Below are 20306 nucleotides of genomic sequence, written 5' to 3'. Positions count from 1 at the left end.
ACCTCATGAAAAGTAAAATTATTTATTTTCTGTTTTTCTTCTTTCCAGTGCTGATGCTGACAGCGCAGGAAAGCGGGATTAAAGGAACAGTAATTTCGTCAGATGACGGAATGCCGCTTCCGGGAGCCACTGTACTCATTTCGGGTACAAATACCAGTACCGTAACAGATTTTGACGGAAATTTTTCGTTCGGGACTATAAGTTCAGATGCTGTAATTGTTATTTCTTTTATCGGATACACGCCGCAATCAATTCCAGTTAAAGGGCAAAAAACAGTAAGTGTAACTTTAAAAGTAGACAACAACCAACTTAACGAAGTTGTCGTAACGGGATACTCCAAACAGAAGAAAACTGATATTACGGGAGCGGTTGCTGTTGTAAACATGAAGGAAGTCATGAAACAGCCGGAACCTAACCCAATTAAAGCGCTGCAGGGAAGGGTAGCGGGAGTAAAAGTATCTTCTGACGGATCTCCAAGCGGTTCTAATACTAAAGTGGTCATTCGCGGTGTAGGAACCTTAAACAACACTGACCCTCTTTATGTGATTGACGGAATGCCGACTAAATCAGGAATGCATGAATTGAACCCGAATGATATTGAAACCATTCAGGTTTTAAAAGATGCTTCTTCGGCGAGTATTTACGGTTCCCGTGCTTCAAACGGAGTAATCATCATTACGACCAAAAAAGGAAAAGAAGGTAAAATGAGAATCAATTTTAGCACTTACACGTCTTTTTCTGATTATTCAAGAAAGCTTGAGGTCTTAAATGCCAATCAGTTTGGGCAGGCTTTATGGCAGGCCAATATCAACGACGGATTAAACCCGAATAACAATAATTTGCGTTACCAGTTTGACTGGTCTGTTGCTAATAACAAACCACAATTAAACAAAGTTTTGGTTCCTGAATATTTAGATGCTGCTCAGACTTTGAAAGCATCGAATACCGATTGGTACGACGCAATTTCGCAAACCGGAATCGCAAAGTCGTATGATTTATCAGTTTCTAATGCATCAGACAAAGGAAGCTACGTTTTTTCTTTGGGATATTATGGAAATGAGGGAGTTGTAAAAACAACCGATTTCGAAAGAATTTCTGCCCGTATGAATAGTTCTTATAAGTATTTTGACGGTAAATTGGTTATTGGGGAAAACTTCAGTTTCAATCGCACCAATGAAGTGACAGATCCGGGAGTTTTAGATCCGGCACTCCGTGCGTTGCCAATTATTCCGGTACATACGGTTGACGGAAAAGGATGGGGAGGACCAGTTGGCGGAATGAATGACAGACAAAATCCGGTACGCCTTTTAGAATATAACAAAGACAATAAGTATAATTATTTACGTCTTTTCGGAAATATGTATGCCGATTTAGAGCTTATCAAAAACCTTCATATCAAAAGCAGTTTTGGTATCGATTACGGGTTTTATAAAAAGCGTACGCTGCAAAGAAGTTACCAGTCCGGTTATTTGCAAAACGATCAGACATCGGTTACAATAGATCAGTCCGTAAGTGATAAATGGACCTGGACCAATACGGCTATTTATAGTTTGAATTTCGGAAAAAGCAATTTGAATTTAATGGCGGGAACCGAGATGTATAAAGATACTTTTGAGACCACAACATTGCGTAAAAATGACTTTTTGATCGAAACGCCTGACTATATGTATCCTGATGCAGGAACAGGAGAATCGTTTACAAGTGGCACTTCAACAGTATATTCACTGCTGTCTTATTTTGGAAAAGCGGATTATGAATTCGATAACCGTTATTTAGTTTCGGCTACCATTCGCCGCGATGGTTCTTCTCGTTTTGGTAAAAACAATCAATTCGGAACCTTTCCGGCAGTTTCAGCAGGATGGAGAATTTCTAATGAAAATTTCATTAAAGATAATGCACCTGTCTTTACTGATTTAAAATTAAGGGCAGGATGGGGACAAACCGGAAATCAGGAAATTAGCAATACAGCTGTTTACAGTTTGTATTTGGCGAGTTATGCAGGAGGAAGCCCAACCTGGGCAACCTCTTACGGAACTGCTTATGATATTGCAGGAAACGGAAACGGATTACTTCCATCAGGTTTCATCGCAACCCAATCCGGAAATGATGATTTGAAATGGGAAACCACTACACAGACCAACATTGGTCTGGATTTCGGATTATTCAAACAAAAATTAAGCGGTTCTGTTGATTATTACGTCAAAAAAACAGAAGATATCCTGGTTTTACCACCTTATTTGGGAGTAATTGGAGAAGGTGGAAATCGCTGGGTAAACGGAGCTTCAATGGAAAATAAAGGATGGGAATTTTCTTTAGGATACCACGATGAAACCTCATTTGGACTGAAATATGACATCTCCGGAAATATTTCGGCTAACAAAAACAAGATTACACAATTACCGGATGAGGTAAAAAACAATTATGGAGGAGACGGACTAAATGATAATATTCTGGGACGTCCAATTAACTCTATGTACGGTTATGTTACGGACGGATTGTTCAAAAGTCAGGACGAAGTAAACAACTCCGCTATTCAGGAAGGAAAAGGCCTTGGCCGAATTCGTTATAAAGATTTAAATGGTGATGGAACCATTACAGATAAAGATCGTACCTGGATTGGCAATCCAAATCCCGGACTGGCGTACGGATTTAATTTAGGCCTGGGTTATAAAAATTGGGATTTTACCACTTTCTGGGAAGGAGCAAGTGATGTTGATGTCATTAATAATACCAAATATCAAACTGATTTCTGGAGCGTTGACGACGTAGGTTCAAACAAAGGAACCCGTTTATTAAATGCCTGGTCTTTGGATAATCCGAATTCTACGATTCCTGCCTTAACAACAGTAGATAGAAATGCAGAATCAAGATTTTCCACGTATTATGTAGAAAACGGTAATTATCTTAAACTGCGTGTTTTGCAATTTGGATACAGTCTGCCAAAAGATTTATTAAAAAAAATCAATCTTGAAAGCTTTAGATTATACATCAGCGGACAAAACTTATTAATCATTGATGCTAAAAGTTTTACAGGTGTAGATCCTGAGAATGCAGGTTTTGGATATCCGCAGCCAACGACTTTCACGGTTGGTCTTAATTTTACTTTATAATAAAAGCTTAAATCAAAAAACATGAAAAAGATACTATATATAACAGCATTTTTAGTGATGGGAATATTTGCTTCCTGTTCTGATTTTCTGGAAAATGATCCTCGTGGCGTGTTGTCTGAAGAAGATATTATTACACCGCAATCAATAGAAGGATTTATGAATGCCGCTTATGCTCAGTTGGGCAATGATCATTATGATTCACCTTATAGCTTGTGGCCATTTGGAAATGTACGTTCTGATGATGCCTACAAAGGAGGCAGCGGAACGAATGATATTCAGGACTTTCACTTTTTTGAAGTTTCGAATAATATCAGACCCGATTTTGGCGAATTAGATTCCTTTTGGTACATCAGCTATGTGGGCGTTTCCAGAGCGAATAAAGCCTTGAAAGCCTTAGAGAAAATTTCAGAAGCCGATTATCCGCTAAAGAAAACACGTATGGCCGAGATGCGTTTTTTGAGAGGACATTTTTACTTTATGCTGAAAATTATGTTCAGAAATGTTCCTTATATCACAGAAGACATTCCGGTAGAAGCGTATAAAACGATCTCCAATAAAGCACTTTCAAACGAAGAACTTTGGAATAAAATTGCTGAAGATTTCCAGGCTGCCGCCGATGGTTTGCCCGAAGCTCAGCCACAAGTTGGCCGTGCGACTAAAAAGGCAGCCTATGCGTATCTGGCAAAAACCCGTTTGTACCAGGCTTATACGCAGGATGAAACTTATAAAGTTACAGGAATCAATCAGCAGCATTTACAGGAAGTAATTGCAGCGACAGACAAAGTAATCGGGAAAGCAAGTTTGGAGCCTGATTTTGCCAACAACTTTTTACCGGGGACTTTTGAAAACGGACCCGAATCGATTTTCTCGATTCAGTTTTCAGACAACGATGGAACTTTATACGGAAGATTGAATTTTTCAGACGTTCTTTCAACACCTCAGGGATTAGGATGCTGCGATTTTCATAAACCTAGCCAAAATTTAGTAAATGCTTTTAAAACAGGCACAAATGGTTTACCGGAATTTGACACTTATAATAACGAGGATTTTGATTATAAAAATATAGACGCCAATACAGTTGATCCAAGATTGTATCACACCGTTGCGATGCCGGGACTGCCTTACAAATATGATCCTGAATTTCTATATGTGGAGGCCTGGGTCAGATCTCCGGGAACTTACGGTTATTTTGCTTCATTAAAAGAAAATGTGGCGCCAAACTGCAGCTGTGTGGTGAATATTGATCCGTTTTACGGAAATTCAAAAAACAGAATTCAAATACGTTATGCCGATGTGATTTTAATGCGTGCCGAAGCTTTGATTGAATTAGGAAGACAAGCTGAAGCTTTGCCATTAATCAATCAGATTAGAGAAAGAGCAGCTCAAAGCACAGGAAGACTTCCGTATGTAAACAATTTTAAAATAAATACTTACGAAGATGGGGTTAATTGTAACTGGACACAGGATTTTGCCCGTAAAGCAATGCGTTTCGAACGTCGTTTAGAATTGGCTATGGAAGGAAACCGCTTTTTTGACCTTGTTCGCTGGGGTGTTACAGATCAGGTAATGAATGACTTTTATGCAGAAGAAAAAACAAAACGCACCTATTACCAGGATGCCTTTTTTGATGCGCATAAAGAAGAATATTGTCCAATTCCACTGAAACAAATTAATTTCAGTCAGGGATTATACAAACAAAATCCGGGTTATTAATCTATTTTAAGAACAGCAACATGAGAAAATTTATATATAAAAACTGGACCAGAGTGTCTTTGATACTGGCAGTATTTTTTATGGTTACTGCCTGCGAAAACAGTTTTGAAAGTGGTGGTTTTGATGTCAATTCACCGTCTAATGTAACTTCTTTTAAAATAAACGGAGTAGCGGGGCAAATTGATCAGAAAACAGGAAAAATTAATATCACGATGCCTTACGGATCTGACATCACAGCAGTAAAACCCGAAATGGTACTGGAACAAGGCGCAAAATCAAATTTAGATCTGACAGTTCCGGCTGATTATTCAAATCCCGTAAAGTTTCGGGTTACAAATGGTAATTTGTACAAAGACTATACTGTTACAACAATAGTTTTGAGTCCTATTAAGAGTTTTACCATTAATGGAGTGGCAGCAACCGTAAATGATGCTAATAAAACCATTACCATGACCTTGCCTGAAGGTACTAATTTAACCGCTTTAAAACCAGTTATCGAAGTAACGAAAGGTGTTTCGATTTCGCCTGCTTCCGGTGCGACAATTGATTTTACAAACGCAGTGACTTTTGTAATAACCTCTAATGGGAAAAGTGTAAATTACACTGCGAATGTTGGGGTTCCGGTAACAGGTTTGGTGGTTGCTTTTTTAGGAACTGCCGCAACAAGAGCCGAAATTACCAATCTGGATGAAATTACTGCCGCCGACTGGTTCTTTTCCACTTTTAGCGGAGCAAAATATATTTCATTTACTAGTATTGAAAACGGTTCAGATTTAAGCGATGTCGATGTCATCTGGTGGCATTTTGACGCTGCAGCTAATTTACCGGCAATTGCTTACAAACCTGCCGTTACTGCTGCTTTAAAGAATTTCAGAGCTAACGGAGGAAATTTACTTTTAACCTCTTTTGCTTCACAATATACAGATGCTTTAGGAATTGTTCCTTCAGGAAAAGGACCGAATAACGTTTTTGGAGATTTTCCACCAAATGGATTTGTTGATGGAAATTCCTGGGGAATGTCTTTTAAAGGTCACGAGAATCACCCAATTTTCGAGGGATTGACAACCTATGAAAGCGGAAAAGCAAATTTATTGCAAAGCGGTACTTTCAGGCTAAATCACACGGCATGGTGGTTCGTACCGGAATGGGGCGGATATGTGAATGGAGAAGGCTGGAGAAACCAAACAGGCGGAACCAACTTAGCGAGCGAAGCCTGGGATAATAATCTTGATGGAAGAGTGACCATTGCGGAGTTCCCAAATACCGGAACTAATAAAAATGTGATTGTGATTTCTATGGGAGCTTATGACTGGTATAATGAAACCAACAGCAGCGGTGTTCCAAGTCAGGCAAATGAATTTATCGGCAATATCAGGCTTTTAACACAAAATAGCATCAACTATCTGGCTAAAAATTAATCTATTTTGAAATCAACAAAAATGAAATATAGAAACAATATAGTAACAATAGCCTGCGTTTTCTTTTCACTTGTTTCCTGCAGTCAGGACGATAAGTATATTGGAGGCTCTGTTTCAGGAGGCAATTCTGAGATAACAAGCATTTTCCCCGTTCCGCCCGCTCAGTGGATGGGGGCAGGTGATCCGTATTACAGTGCGGGTTACACAGGAGATATTATGCCTTTTTTCGACAACGGAAAATTCCATATTTATTTCCTTCATGATGCGCAACATAAACCTGCAGGAAAAGGATTTCATGATATTCATGAATATTTAAGTACAGATTTGGCTCATTTTACCTACGAAGGGCAAATGATTCCATACGGAAAAACGAATGATCCTGATTTTGCTATTGGCACAGGATCAGTAGTTAAAGTGGGTACTATTTATTACTTTTATTACACAGGACATAATGAAACTCCGGCTTTTGTGCAATCCAATGCAAGAGAAAGTGTTTTGTGTGCTACAAGTTCTGATTTGAAAAACTGGACGAAACTGCCTGCTTTTAAAATTACAGCACCGGCAGGATATTATAATTATGATTTCAGGGATCCGCATGTGTTTTATAATGATGAGCTAAAAAAGTACTCGATGTTGGTTAGTACACAGACAGAGCCCGGCAGAAAAGCAGTTTTACTGCATTTTACAACTGCTGATCCGGCATCCGGAAAATGGGATGTTCAGGCTCCAATTTACACGACAACACCAGAGGAGAATTATCTGATGATGGAATGTGCCGATATCTTTAAAATGGGTAATTATTGGTATTTGTTTTTTTCTGAAAACTGGAGTGCAGATAAAGGCACGCATTACAGAATGGCAAGTTCTATTAACGGGCCATGGATCAAACCTGAAAAGGATAAGATTGACGGAGAATATTTTTATGCCGGTAAGACCGCTTCTGACGGAAACAAAAGATATGTTTTTGGATGGAATGCCAGAAAAACACCCGAAAATGATTTAGGAAATAAAGATTGGGCGGGAAATATGGTCATTCATGAATTGATACAAAATACGGATGGTACTTTAGGAATGCAATCGCCAAAAGCTGTTTTGGATTTATTTTCTAAGAAAAACAGCAGTGCAGAAGTTGATGCGACTCTGGGAAGTGTGACAACAAATAATGGAAGTTATGCTTTGTCAGGCACAACAGAAAAAGCAATGGTAACTTTTAAAGCTATCGGTAAAAAAGCCAAAATAAAAGCAGAAGTTACCCTGGCAAATAATTCGGGTACTTCAGGAATTGTTTTTCATACCAATGATTCGGGCAGTTATTATAAAATAGCTTTGGATGTAGCTAAAGGCAAAATAATAGGATACAATTCGGCTTCGCAGGAAACTACCGGAATGCCCTTTCAATTTCAGGTCAATGTTAAATATAATATTGAAATAATTGCCGAAGGAAGTGTTGTAGTACTTTACATTAACGGAAAAGCAGCTTTAACAAATCGTATTTACGGTAGAGACCAAAACAAATGGGGATTAATTGCGGAAGGACAAAACAGTACTTTTTCTAATCTTCAGATTACAAGACCAGAATAACATTAATATAAAATATTTTTAGAATGAATAACGGAAAAAACCTTAAGGCAGTGGCCTACGGAGAAGTGCTTTGGGATGTTTTTGCCAATGAAAAAAAGATTGGCGGCGCACCGCTCAATGTAGCACTGCGCATGAAAACACTAGGCTGCGAAGTAGCCATGATTAGCTGTGTAGGAAATGATGAAGATGGAAAGGCAATTATAGATCAGGTAAAAAGTTTAGGTCTTGAAACAGCTGCAATTATTAAATCAGAGGAATTTCCAACGGGTTTGGTAAACGTAACGGTAAACGAACGCGGTTCTGCAAGTTATGAAATCAGTTATCCATCGGCTTGGGATAAGATTGTATTAAATGATTTTGCAAAGAAAACAGCATTAGATGCCGATGTGCTAATTTACGGAAGTCTGGTTTGCAGGGATGAGGTGTCAAGGAAATCTTTGGAAGAATTGCTGCAGACAAAAGCCTGTAAGGTTTTTGATGTTAATTTAAGAAAACCGCATTATTCTTATGAAATGCTGGAGCAATTAATGCACGCTTCGGATTTCATTAAGTTCAATGACGAAGAATTATTAGAGATTACCCAAGAGATGAAATCGCCTTCTGTAAGTTTAGAAGACAATATGCATTTTATAGCAGAAAGAACCAAAGTAACTGCCATGTGCGTCACCAGAGGCAAACACGGAGCTTTATTAATGTGGAAGGGGCAAATCTTTGAAAATGCGGGTTACCCTGTTGAGGTTGCCGATACAGTAGGCGCAGGGGATTCGTTTCTGGCAGCTTTAATAACTTCATTACTTACCGGAAAAGAACCGCAACAAGCAATCGATTTTGCTTGCGCAGTTGGAGCATTGGTAGCAGAAGCACCAGGTGCCAATCCTGAAATTTCGTATTCTAAAATTGAAAAATTAATGTCCGGAATTAAAATTTAACTTGTTTTACAAGGCAACTATAGTATTCAATTGAATGCATAGTTCTATTTTAAAAACTAAGCCTGATATCTTTTGGTATCGGGCTTTTTTTATGGAAAAGTCAGATGGATTTTTTAATTAAAAACCTGCTGTTTACCTGTAAAAAAACAATTCTCATTACAATTTACGGAGAAGAAATGACTCCTTTCATAAACTTCTCCAAAAGCAAGACAGGGACTTTTTTTAACAATTATTTAAAGTAAATATTTCGTTATTGATAGTAATACTATTATATTTGCACAAAAAATAATTTTTATGGAAATTATACTTTCAAATATAAAAATGCAGGTAAATGAAAAGATTTATGTAAAAGATCCTGAGACATCTGCATTAGGCAAAAAAATAATTGAACAAAGTATTATCCTCATAGATGCCATTGGTTTTGATAACTTTACATTTAAAAAGCTGGGAGAAAAAATAGGATCAAACGAAAGTTCGATTTACCGATATTTCGAAAATAAGCATAAATTATTAGTGTATTTGTCTTCCTGGTACTGGAGTTGGATCGAGTATAAATTGGTATTTAACACGGCCAATATCACTGATAAAAAAGAAAAACTCAAAAAAGCAATTACCATTGTTACAGAAAAAGTAACCGACGATATCTATACAGATCACATTAACGAGGCCATTTTAAATAGAATTATCATTGCAGAATTTACCAAAACCTTTCATACAAAAGAAGTAGACCAGGAAAACAAAGAAGGCTTTTTTTTAATTTACAAAAGACTCATTAATAGAATTGTGGCTATTGTGAATGAGGTCAATCCAGATTATCAGTATGCTAAATCTTTAGTTTCGACCATTGTTGAAGGAAGTCTGCATCAGCACTTTTTAAAAGAGCATTTAAAAAGTATTACCAATTGTAATGAAAGCGTTACCACAACGCAGTTTTACTTAAATCTTGCAGAAAACGTTTTGCGCTAATTATAAAATAAACAACATGACTCCATTAAAACGATTTTACAATTTACTCGCCCTTGATAAAAGAGACATTTATCAAATTTTTTTCTACGCCATTTTTGCTGGTTTGGTCAGTTTATCGCTTCCGTTGGGAATTCAGGCGATTATAGCTTTTATTCAGTCTGGCCGTGTTAGCGCCTCCTGGATTATTCTAATTATTTTAGTTGTTGCCGGAGTAGCGCTTGTGGGGATTTTATCTTTAATGCAATTGCGCATTACCGAGAATTTACAGCAAAAAATATTTGTTCGTTCTTCATTTGAATTCGCGGCTCGTTTGCCTAAAATAAAAACAGAAGCACTGTACGGAACGTATCCTCCGGAATTAACCAACCGCTTTTTTGATACCCTGACGATTCAGAAAGGAACCTCAAAATTACTAATTGATTTTTCGGCAGCCTTACTCCAAATCACATTCGGGCTTATTTTGCTCTCTTTGTATCATCCCTACTTTATTGTTTTTGGCCTTTTGTTATTTCTGCTTTTGTATTTTATTTTTAAATTTTCATACAAATCAGGATTAGAAACGAGTTTAAAAGAATCTAAATTCAAATACAAAGTTGCGGGCTGGCTGCAGGAAATGGCACGTAACAATTCTAGTTTTAGAAATGATCTGAACTATGATTTTGCCCTTCAGAAAAACAACGGTATCGTAAGTAATTATATCAATTACCGCGAGAAGCATTTTAAAGTCATCCAAAAACAATTTACACAACTGATCGTTTTCAAGGTCATCATTACGGCAAGTTTATTATCTATTGGGGGGTATTTGGTTTTGAGCCAGGAAATGAACATTGGTCAGTTTGTCGCGGCAGAAATTATCATTTTATTGGTGATTACTTCTGTAGAAAAAATTATTATCGGACTGGAAACTTTCTATGATGTTTTGACTGCTGTTGAAAAAATTGGTCAGGTAACCGATTTAGAATTAGAAGAAAATTTTGAAGCGCCGAAAGATAATTATTACGCCAACATCACTCTTGAAACCGAAAATCTTCGATTCAGGTTTCCGGATTCTCCAACCAACACTCTCGATGCAATTACTTTAAAAATAGAACAAGGAGAAAAAATCTATATTGATGGTGACAACGGATCAGGAAAAACAACGCTTATTCGACTATTGTCCGGGTCATTAAAACAAAATTCGGGAGGTTTTTACATCAACGATGATACCTTTAGAAAAATAAACATCAGACAATACCGCTCTCAAATAGGCACTATTATTTTTAAGGAAACGCCATTTGAAGGGACTATTCTGGATAATATTACGTTTAACGATCCTTCTGTTAGTGCAGAAAATTTAAAATGGGCTCTTGACGGTGTTCAGCTAAGTTCTTTCATCAAATTATTGCCAAAAGGTCTGGATACGCATATTTATCCGGAAGGAAAACAATTGTCTTCTTCAAATGCACAAAAGATTCTTCTGGCCAGAAGTATTATTCATAAACCAAAAATTCTTTTCTATGAAGATCCAACCGATAAAATGGATGATGAAATAGCGAATGAAATTATTGATTTTATAACTTCAGAAAAGAACGACTGGACGATTATAGTTTCGTCTAAAAATCCGTATTGGGAAACAAAATCTACGCGAAAAATAACGATGCAAAACGGTCTTATTATACTAGATCAAAAAAAATAATATGTCATGCTAAACATCTCAGACAATAAAACGAAACTGCAGCCGCTCGATCAATATGAGACGGTTAGAAACTTAAGCAACAGACCACATTATAAAATTTTAAATAAAATTATAATTGGAACTTCCATTATAGGAATCATTGCGCTTTTCCTGCCATGGACACAGAACATCTCAGGGTCTGGAGCAGTAACCACTTTAAAGCCAAATCAAAGGCCGCAATCCATCCAAAGTGTTATTTCGGGAAGAATTGAAAAATGGTACGTGCAGGAAGGAGATTTTGTAAAAAAAGGGGATACTATTTTATTCATTTCTGAAATAAAAGAAGATTACATGGATCCGAATTTGGTACAAAACACCAAAAATCAGGTGGAAGCCAAGAAAAACTCTTTAGAGTCTTATGGCGATAAAGTGACCACACTTTCAGTTCAGATTCAGGCCATAGAAAACGAACGAAAATTAAAACTCGAACAAGCCCAAAACAAGGTAAGACAGTCGCGCTTAAAAATACAAAGTGACAGTATGGATCTTGTTGCAGCCAAAACCCAGCTTCGGATTGCCAATACGCAATACAATCGTTCTGTACAATTGAACAAAGAAGGTTTAAAACCGCTTACCGATGTTGAAGAGAAACGTTTGAAACAACAAGACGTTGACGCCAAAATCATCACGCAGGAAAACAAATTCCTTACCAGCAAAAACGAATATATTAATGCAAAAGTCGAAATCAATCGAATTTCGGCAGAGTATTCTGAAAAAGTAGCCAAAGCAAAAAGTGATCAGTTTACTACTTTAAGCAATAAATATGATACTGAAGCTCAGGTCAACAAACTGGAAAATCAGTATGCCAATTACAGTTTGAGAAACGGCATGTATTACATAAAAGCAGCTCAGAGCGGATATATCAACAGAGCGCTTCAGGCCGGTATTGGTGAAACTATCAAGGAAGGAACGCCAATTGTAACCATTATGCCATCGCAATACGACATTGCAGTGGAGACGTTTATCAATCCAATCGATTTGCCTTTAATTAAAAAAGGAGCTACCGTACGTATTTGGTTCGACGGCTGGCCTACCATTGTATTTGCCGGCTGGCCGGATATGTCGTACGGAACTTTTGGAGGAAGAGTGGTTGCCATTGAAAATTTCATCAGTACAAACGGAAAATACAGAATTCTGATTGCACCGGATCCAAATGAGGCAAAGTGGCCAAAACAACTGAGTATTGGTTCCGGTGCTCAAACTATTGCTTTGTTAGATACCGTACCAATTTGGTTTGAAATCTGGAGAACCCTAAACGGATTCCCTCCTAATTATTACAAAAACGGTGAGACCGTAACTAAAGAAAAAAAATAATGAAAAAGATACTTATAGCTTTTCTTTTTTGGAGTTCCGCCATCTTTGGCCAGCTGCCAAATGAGCAAACCATCTCTAAGGAACTTACTTATAATGAATTTTTGGGGTATGTAAAAAAATACCATCCGCTGGTAAAAAATGCCAATTTGGAAATCAGTAAAGCACAAGCCAGCCTGATGATGGCAAGAGGCGGATTTGACCCCAAAATTGAGGTAGATTTTAGTCAGAAACAATTTAAAGACAAAGAATATTATTCGATTTTAAACAGCAGTTTTAAAATACCAACCTGGTACGGAATTGAACTAAAAGCTGGATTTGACAATAACGAAGGTGTTTATCTTAATCCCGAAAATACCACACCAAATCAGGGTTTGACTTCATTTGGAATTACGGTGCCGGTTGGTCAGGGTTTGTTTATTAATCAGAGAATGGCTGATGTTCGTAAAGCTAAAATTCAGATTAAGCTCAGTGAGGCCGAAAAAAAGCTTCAGGCTATAAGTGTATTGTACGATGCTTCGCTTGCCTACTTTAACTGGAAGAAGAATTTTGAAGAAATGAAACTTTATGACAAGTACAATAAAAATGCTGAAATACGTCTGGAAGGAATTAAATCTCTGATCGTTCAGGGTGACAAACCGGCAATTGACAGTATTGAAGCCGGAATTATTGTAAAAAACAGAGCTTTAAGTCTGGAAGATTCTAAATTAAAACTGGCCAAAGCAAAATTGGAATTATCTAATTTTATGTGGCTTGAAAACAATATTCCATTAGAAATTTCAGACGAACTTGTACCGGAAAATGCGCTGGAAACGACTTTGCAGGAAACACTGAAAACAAACGATTTACTACACAATGATTTTAATTTAGAAACACATCCAAAACTAAATGCACTGCAAAATAAAATAGACATTTTGAATGTCGAAAAAGATCTGAAACAAAATATGCTTTTACCAAAAATAAACATTGGCTATTCGTATTTATCAGAACCGGGTTATATTGACAAGTATCGTTTTGAAGATTATAAAATTGGTCTGGAGTTTTACTTTCCGTTATTTCTAAGAAAAGAACGCGGAAGTTTAAGACTGGCCAAATATAAAGTTCAGGAAAATGAATTTGCTTTAGCGCTCGAAAAAACACAGCTGACCAATAAAATAAATGCACAAAAAGTAGAAATCAATTCGCTTGTAAAGCAAAAAAAGCTGGCGAAAGATCTGGTAGAAAATAACTTAACGATGCTTAACTCTGAGGAGCGTTTATTTTCTTTTGGAGAAAGTTCTTTATTTCTAATCAACACCCGAGAGAATAATTTGGTAAGTGCAAAACTGGCTTCTATCGCATTAGAAAACAGATTTTATATTTCGAACTCAGAACTATTCAAAATCATGGCAAATCCTGATTTATAAATTAACATTAAGGTAATTATATTCATTTGTTAGGGGCGCCCGGAGGTGCCTCTATTTTTTTAACTATGCCCGCAAACATGCCACGATTTTTATCCGGCACTAAAAGCACTATGGTTAAAATTCAAGAATTATTGCAATAGTTTTACTTTATTTCGAATCGAAATTTAGAAATGCTGGAAAACTAAAATACTTTTTTTTATTTTTACGTTTCTGGATTTTGTACCAATACCGAATATACGCACTGCTGAAATTTTATGACTACGAATAATTGGCCCAAACATGTTCAAAAATATCTTTTTCTATTAAAAGATGGTTTCTTTCAATTTCCTTATTTGTTCAATTCTCCACAAATAATGCTCGATAGTATAGCGAAATTACCCATTACAAAGCATTATCCAACAAAACAGATTCTCATTATAAATACTTCTTTATCAAAAGCCAGAATATATTACAGAGAAATTGAAGAAGGTTTTTGGTTCTTTGGCTTTTTTCTGAATCTAAAAGAAAATATCGTGGCATTATCAAAGTATGATAAGAGCATATTCAGCGATTATTATCTTTTAACTTTTTCTTTATTTGAATATAAATTCCCTTTAAAAAACGGAGAGGTCTTAACTATTGACAGTATTTGCTGGACATTCAGTAAGCCCAATACTGAGATATCCAGTTACTTTTACAAGGAATCAAACGGAAAATTCTTTAGTATAGCCCTAAAAAAAGACTGGGTTAAAAAGAATTTCACCTCTAAAGTATTTAAAGAAAGAAAAGCCATACTGCAATTTTTAAATGGCAAAAGAGGCTCCTACACATGGCTGGATATCTCGGTAAAAGCACATCAAATTGCAGCTGATCTATCGGTTATTATAAAGCAGACTGATAAGATGGAATCGACGAATTCGATTTTAAAAAAGAATTCAATGAAATTAATAGCTGAATTTTTTAGTAATGTATTCAATGACAGCCGTATTGAAGATAATATTTCGCTAAGCAATTTAGATTATCACAATGTTGCAAAAGCAGAACGAATTATTCTGCAAAATTTACATCTTCCTTTTATTGGTATCGATTTCATTGCTAAGGAAGTTAATACTTCTCCCACAAAATTAAAAGCAAACTTTAAAGCTGTTTTTGGCTTTTCTATGCTGCAGTATCATAAAGAAAAGAATTTAGTTCTTGCGATGCAGCTTATTGAAAAATCAGATTTTCATATTCAGGAAATTGCGGTTATTACCGGTCACGATTCGGCTGGAAGATTTGCATCAAGTTTCAAAAAAAGATTTGGAAAACTCCCATCTCAGGTGCGTTTTTAGACCGTTAAAAAACAAAATTTCCAAAAAAGTTTTTTTTTGGAGGTTTTATATTTTGATTTTTTCTTCTTTAATGAAATTGTAAGCGTTTAATTATTAGTGTTTTGATTACACTTATTGCGGTTTTTACGTAGACTTTTTCTCTCAGGATATCATTATTCCTATTAAGACTAAAAAATGTCCGAATTGACTATTCGTGACTTTATTTTTCATATACATTTGGCGACGAAAAGAAGAGATTGACAATTTTCATAGCTCGATTGTTTCGACTGTCAACTCTTATCCTTGCTGCTTTTTGCAGTATTTTATTGCAATTTTTTAATACGTAAAATGCGTTCAGATTTCAAAAAATGATATTTGAGCGTACAGGACTTTTTTATGCTTATTTGAAATTTTTAATTATTGATTATATATGGTGAACTTTACTTATTTAAAAAATTTAACGTGTAATAAAGATCGGACTTTGAAGCAATTCTTGGTCAGTTTTTTATTTGTGTGCAGCCTTAGTGGTTTTTCACAAACACATATATCAGGAATAGTAAACAGCTATTTTTCGGTAACAGCTATAAATCAGCCGGTATGTGCTCCTTGTGATCTTACTTGTACCAATACCATTACGGTAACTAATGCTGCGGGTCTCGCGGCTGGTGATAAAGCTTTGATTATCCAGATGAAAGGAGCAACTATTAATACGAATAATGATATTAATGGAGGTAAGGTAACGGCGATTAATAATACGGGTAACTACGAGTTTTTTGAAATTAAAAGCATTACAGGTAACGTAGTGACACCCATGTTTCCTTTGCTAAAGACGTATACACTTACTGATATGGTTCAGGTTGTAAGGGTTCCAAAATATACCGGCGAGGTTATTATTGATAACACCTTAACAGCAAAAGAATGGAACACTACTGATAAAACCGGTGGTGTTTTGGCTATTGAAACAGATAATAAGTTAGTATTTAATGCCGATATTGATGTATCAGGCAAAGGATACGAAGGAATTAAGATGACAGTAAATGGTCCTGATGATAATTGTAATACTAGTCCCGATACACAGTATGTTAGAAGTAGCACCTATTCAGGTTCCTATACAAAAGGAGATGGTATTGTCATAGATAATCCAACTTATAACAGAGGACGTGCGCCTCGTGCAAATGGCGGAGGTTCTGGTGTGGCAGGAGATTCAGGTGGTGGAGGCGGATCTAATTATGGTGCCGGAGGTGAAGGTGGTAAAAGATGGTGTGATGTAAATGGTGCCAATGCAGGTGGTTTGGGAGGAGTTTCTTTATCTGCTTATTTTGCGCAGGACAGGGTTTTTCTTGGAGGTGCAGGAGGATCAGGTTATGTAACAACAAATAACCCGTCGTCTGCAGCAGACGGAGGTGGTATTGTAATTCTTTTTGCCAATGAAATAGTTGGAAATGGCCATTCTATTATTGCCGATGGTTTTTCGCCTGAAGCCGTAAATCCTTCAGGTTCTCCTGATGGAGGTGGAGGTGGAGGTGCCGGAGGTACTGTTGTTTTAAAAACACCTCTTTTTACAGGTAATTTAACGGTTTCTGCAAAAGGTGGAGACGGTCAGGACTTAAACACAAGTGTTATTCACGGACCAGGAGGCGGTGGAGGCGGTGGAGCGTTATTATATTCACGGGCTTCTTTACCGCCAAATGTTACTTTATATGCTAATGGAGGTGTTGGAGGTCATCATATAGGCGGAGAACGTAACGGCTCGCAAGATGGATTGGCAGGAGGAAGTGTTTCATTGTACATTCCGATAGAAAATCCAAATTATTTTGGAAACGATGATAATGACGGACTTAACATAGAATGTGATTTAGATGATGATAATGACGGGATTTTAGATACAGTCGAAATACCAGGCGGATTAGCAGATCCTTTCGGATATCAAACGGGTTCTAAAAGACCAAACTTTATTAACAAAGATGCTCCCGGATTTATCGACAACAATACAGATGGTATTGATGACAGATATGACAATGATTTAGACGGAATGATCAATCAGCTGGATCCGGATTCTGATAATGACGGATGTCTGGACGCTATTGAAGCATACGGTACCGTTTCGGCAGATACTGATGGAAACGGTTACTATGGTACAGGAAATCCTCCTGTAACAAATTCAAATGGTACTGTAACAGCAGCTTCTTATGCGGCACCGGTAAATACGACAGGAACAAGTAAACCTAATTATTTAGTTTCGAATGTGGTTGCGGTTACAACAAACCCTGTAAACGCAGATACAAATTTGGGAGGAAATGCAACATTTACTGCAGTTGTAACAGGAACTCATTTGGTTTACGTATGGAAACAAAGTACTAACGGCGGTACTTCCTGGACAACAGTTGCAAATGGCGGTACAAATCCTGCTTTTTCAAATGCAACTACAAATGCTTTAACTTTAACTAATATTCCGCGTTCATTTGATGGGTACTTATACAGATTAGATGTAACCAGTACTTCAAATGTTTGCGCACAGCCAAATTCAGATACAGCAGTTTTAAATGTTGTAAACAGAAATCCGGTTGCTGTTGATGACAATTATAATGTTGATGAAGATGATAGCGTAATTTTAAATCCGTTAACCGGAGATACAGATGCAGACGGCGATACACTAGTTTTAGAATCTATCAACGGAACAACTTTGACAGGAACAGCCCAGTCAATTGTTGTAACAAATGGAACGGTAAATATTTCAAATACAGGCATCATTACTTTTGTGCCTTCACCAAACTTTAATTCAGCTACACCGGTTAGTATCTCTTATAAGATTAATGACGGTCATAACGGAACAGCTGTTGCTAACCAGTTAATTACTGTAAAAGCAGTAAATGATGCTCCGGTTGCAGCGGCAGATGGTTATACCGTTCCTGAAGGTGCAACACTTACAGCTACAATAGCGACTGGAGTTTTGTCAAATGACAGTGATATTGATGGTGATGCCTTAACCGCAGTTTTAGTAACAGGTCCGGCAAACGGTACACTGACTTTAAACTCGGATGGTACTTTCACTTATGTTCACAACGGAAGTGAAACTGTAACAGACAGTTTTACGTACACGGCAAATGATGGAAAAGCGAACAGTACCACCGCAACGGTAACGATTACGATAACACCTGTAAATGATGCACCCGTTACTTTACCGGACACCTATACTGTTGTTCAGGGCGGAACATTAAATTTAACAGCTCCGGGAGTTTTAGCAAACGATACCGATGCTGAAGGAAATTCATTAACCGCAGTTTTAGTTACAGGTCCGGTAAACGGAACGCTGACTTTAAACTCGGATGGATCTTTCACTTACGTTCATGACGGGACTAAAACAGCAACTGACACTTTTACGTATAGAGCAAACGACGGAACCGTTAACGGAAATATTGAAACGGTTACAATCAATATAAATCAGACGCCGGTAGCTATTGCCGATTCTTATTCGGTAAACGAAGCCGGAACCTTAACCGCTACCATTGCCAACGGTATTTTGACAAACGATACGGATGCTGAAGGAAATGCCCTGACAGCAATTTTAGTTACAGGCCCAACAAACGGAACGCTGACTTTAAACGCAGACGGAACGTTCACTTATGTTCACAACGGAAGCGAAACGACAACGGATAGTTTTACCTATAAAGCCAATGATGGAAATTCAGACAGTAACACCGTTACAGTGGATATTACCATTAACCCATTCAATGATGCCCCGATTGCTATTGCCGATTCTTATTCGGTAAACGAAGCAGGAACCTTAACCGCTACCATTGCCAACGGTATTTTAGCAAACGATACGGATGCCGAAGGAAATACTTTAACGGCAGTTTTGGTTACAGGTCCAACAAACGGAACGCTGACTTTAAATGCAGACGGAACGTTCACTTACGTTCATAACGGAAGCGAAACCACAACGGATAGTTTTACCTATAAAGCCAATGACGGCAATTCAGACAGTAACACCGTTACGGTGTATATTACCATTAACCCGGTCAATGATGCGCCGGTTGCTATTGCCGATTCTTATTCGGTAAACGAAGCCGGAACCTTAACTGCTACGATTGCCAACGGTATTTTGACAAACGATACGGACGCCGAAGGAAATACCTTAACCGCAATTTTGGTTACAGGCCCAACAAACGGAACGCTGACTTTAAACGCAGACGGAACGTTCACTTACGTTCATAACGGAAGCGAAACGACAACAGATAGTTTTACCTATAAAGCCAATGACGGCAATGCAGACAGTAACACCGTTACGGTTAACATTACCATTAACCCGGTCAATGATGCGCCGGTTGCTATTGCCGATTCTTATTCGGTAAACGAAAGCGGAACCTTAACCGCTACGATTGCCAACGGTATTTTAGCCAACGATACGGATGCCGAAGGAAATGCCTTAACCGCAATTTTGGTTACAGGCCCAACAAACGGAACGCTGACTTTAAACGCGGACGGAACGTTCACTTACATTCATAACGGAAGCGAAACGACAACGGATAGTTTTACCTATAAAGCCAATGACGGAAATGCAGACAGCAACACCGTTACGGTGGACATTACCATTAACCCGGTCAATGATGCCCCGGTTGCTATTGCCGATTCTTATTCGGTAAACGAAAGCGGAACCTTAACCGCTACGATTGCCAACGGTATTTTAGCCAACGATACGGATGCCGAAGGAAATGCCTTAACCGCAATTTTGGTTACAGGCCCAACAAACGGAACGCTGACTTTAAACGCAGACGGAACGTTCACTTATGTTCATAACGGAAGCGAAACGACAACGGATAGTTTTACCTATAAAGCCAATGATGGAAATGCAGACAGTAACACCGTTAC

11 protein-coding genes are annotated in these 20306 nt (G+C 37.6%); all 11 read left to right on the top strand.

The window, feature by feature from the left end; genetic code table 11:
- The first annotated feature begins 5 nt into the window (after positions 1–5).
- Entirely contained in the window at positions 6–3110 is a 3105-nt protein-coding gene (locus tag GJU43_RS13070; RefSeq protein WP_154341197.1) for a TonB-dependent receptor, read from the top strand.
- A gap of 21 nt (positions 3111–3131) precedes the next feature.
- Positions 3132–4823: a RagB/SusD family nutrient uptake outer membrane protein gene (locus GJU43_RS13065; protein ID WP_154341196.1), complete on the top strand. Its 1692-nt coding sequence runs from the start codon at positions 3132–3134 to the stop codon at positions 4821–4823.
- 20 nt (positions 4824–4843) lie between these two features.
- Positions 4844–6241 (top strand): DUF4960 domain-containing protein, encoded by a 1398-nt coding sequence (locus GJU43_RS13060; RefSeq protein WP_154341195.1) that lies wholly within the window; start codon positions 4844–4846, stop codon positions 6239–6241.
- Between the two features lie 21 nt (positions 6242–6262).
- Positions 6263–7822, top strand: a complete 1560-nt coding sequence (locus GJU43_RS13055; protein ID WP_154341194.1) for a glycoside hydrolase family 32 protein — start codon at positions 6263–6265, stop codon at positions 7820–7822.
- 23 nt (positions 7823–7845) lie between these two features.
- Positions 7846–8751 carry a carbohydrate kinase family protein gene (locus GJU43_RS13050; protein ID WP_154341193.1) on the top strand — a complete coding sequence of 302 codons (906 nt, stop codon included), beginning with the start codon at positions 7846–7848 and terminating at the stop codon, positions 8749–8751.
- Positions 8752–9045: 294 nt separating this feature from the next.
- The gene (locus GJU43_RS13045; protein WP_154341192.1) at positions 9046–9717 is read left to right on the top strand and encodes a TetR/AcrR family transcriptional regulator; all 672 of its coding nucleotides are present in this window, start codon (positions 9046–9048) and stop codon (positions 9715–9717) included.
- 16 nt (positions 9718–9733) lie between these two features.
- Positions 9734–11392: a peptidase domain-containing ABC transporter gene (locus GJU43_RS13040; protein WP_154341191.1), complete on the top strand. Its 1659-nt coding sequence runs from the start codon at positions 9734–9736 to the stop codon at positions 11390–11392.
- 6 nt (positions 11393–11398) lie between these two features.
- Positions 11399–12745: an HlyD family secretion protein gene (locus GJU43_RS13035; RefSeq protein ID WP_154341190.1), complete on the top strand. Its 1347-nt coding sequence runs from the start codon at positions 11399–11401 to the stop codon at positions 12743–12745.
- A complete protein-coding gene (locus GJU43_RS13030) occupies positions 12745–14148 on the top strand; it encodes a TolC family protein (protein ID WP_154341189.1) in 1404 nt (467 codons plus the stop codon). Before GJU43_RS13035 ends, GJU43_RS13030 begins: the two co-directional genes overlap by 1 nt.
- A 254-nt stretch (positions 14149–14402) precedes the next feature.
- Positions 14403–15458, top strand: coding sequence for a helix-turn-helix domain-containing protein (locus GJU43_RS13025; protein WP_154341188.1), 1056 nt, complete (start codon positions 14403–14405; stop codon positions 15456–15458).
- Between the two features lie 460 nt (positions 15459–15918).
- A partial coding sequence (locus GJU43_RS13020) for an Ig-like domain-containing protein (protein WP_195760042.1) occupies positions 15919–20306 on the top strand: 4388 nt, incomplete at its 3' end.

This window comes from Flavobacterium sp. LC2016-23, from assembly GCF_009674775.1.
GTDB lineage: Bacteria > Bacteroidota > Bacteroidia > Flavobacteriales > Flavobacteriaceae > Flavobacterium.
Note: the sequence above shows the minus strand (reverse complement) of the source record. Positions and strands in the feature narration are given on the sequence as shown.

What these genes read in the sequence shown, in the direction of transcription:
- GJU43_RS13070 (WP_154341197.1), top strand. Translation starts at nt 6, where the DNA reads ATGAAAAGTAAAATTATTTATTTTCTGTTTTTCTTCTTTCCAGTGCTG.
- GJU43_RS13065 (WP_154341196.1), top strand. Translation starts at nt 3,132, where the DNA reads ATGAAAAAGATACTATATATAACAGCATTTTTAGTGATGGGAATATTT.
- GJU43_RS13060 (WP_154341195.1), top strand. Translation starts at nt 4,844, where the DNA reads ATGAGAAAATTTATATATAAAAACTGGACCAGAGTGTCTTTGATACTG.
- GJU43_RS13055 (WP_154341194.1), top strand. Translation starts at nt 6,263, where the DNA reads ATGAAATATAGAAACAATATAGTAACAATAGCCTGCGTTTTCTTTTCA.
- GJU43_RS13050 (WP_154341193.1), top strand. Translation starts at nt 7,846, where the DNA reads ATGAATAACGGAAAAAACCTTAAGGCAGTGGCCTACGGAGAAGTGCTT.
- GJU43_RS13045 (WP_154341192.1), top strand. Translation starts at nt 9,046, where the DNA reads ATGGAAATTATACTTTCAAATATAAAAATGCAGGTAAATGAAAAGATT.
- GJU43_RS13040 (WP_154341191.1), top strand. Translation starts at nt 9,734, where the DNA reads ATGACTCCATTAAAACGATTTTACAATTTACTCGCCCTTGATAAAAGA.
- GJU43_RS13035 (WP_154341190.1), top strand. Translation starts at nt 11,399, where the DNA reads ATGCTAAACATCTCAGACAATAAAACGAAACTGCAGCCGCTCGATCAA.
- GJU43_RS13030 (WP_154341189.1), top strand. Translation starts at nt 12,745, where the DNA reads ATGAAAAAGATACTTATAGCTTTTCTTTTTTGGAGTTCCGCCATCTTT.
- GJU43_RS13025 (WP_154341188.1), top strand. Translation starts at nt 14,403, where the DNA reads ATGACTACGAATAATTGGCCCAAACATGTTCAAAAATATCTTTTTCTA.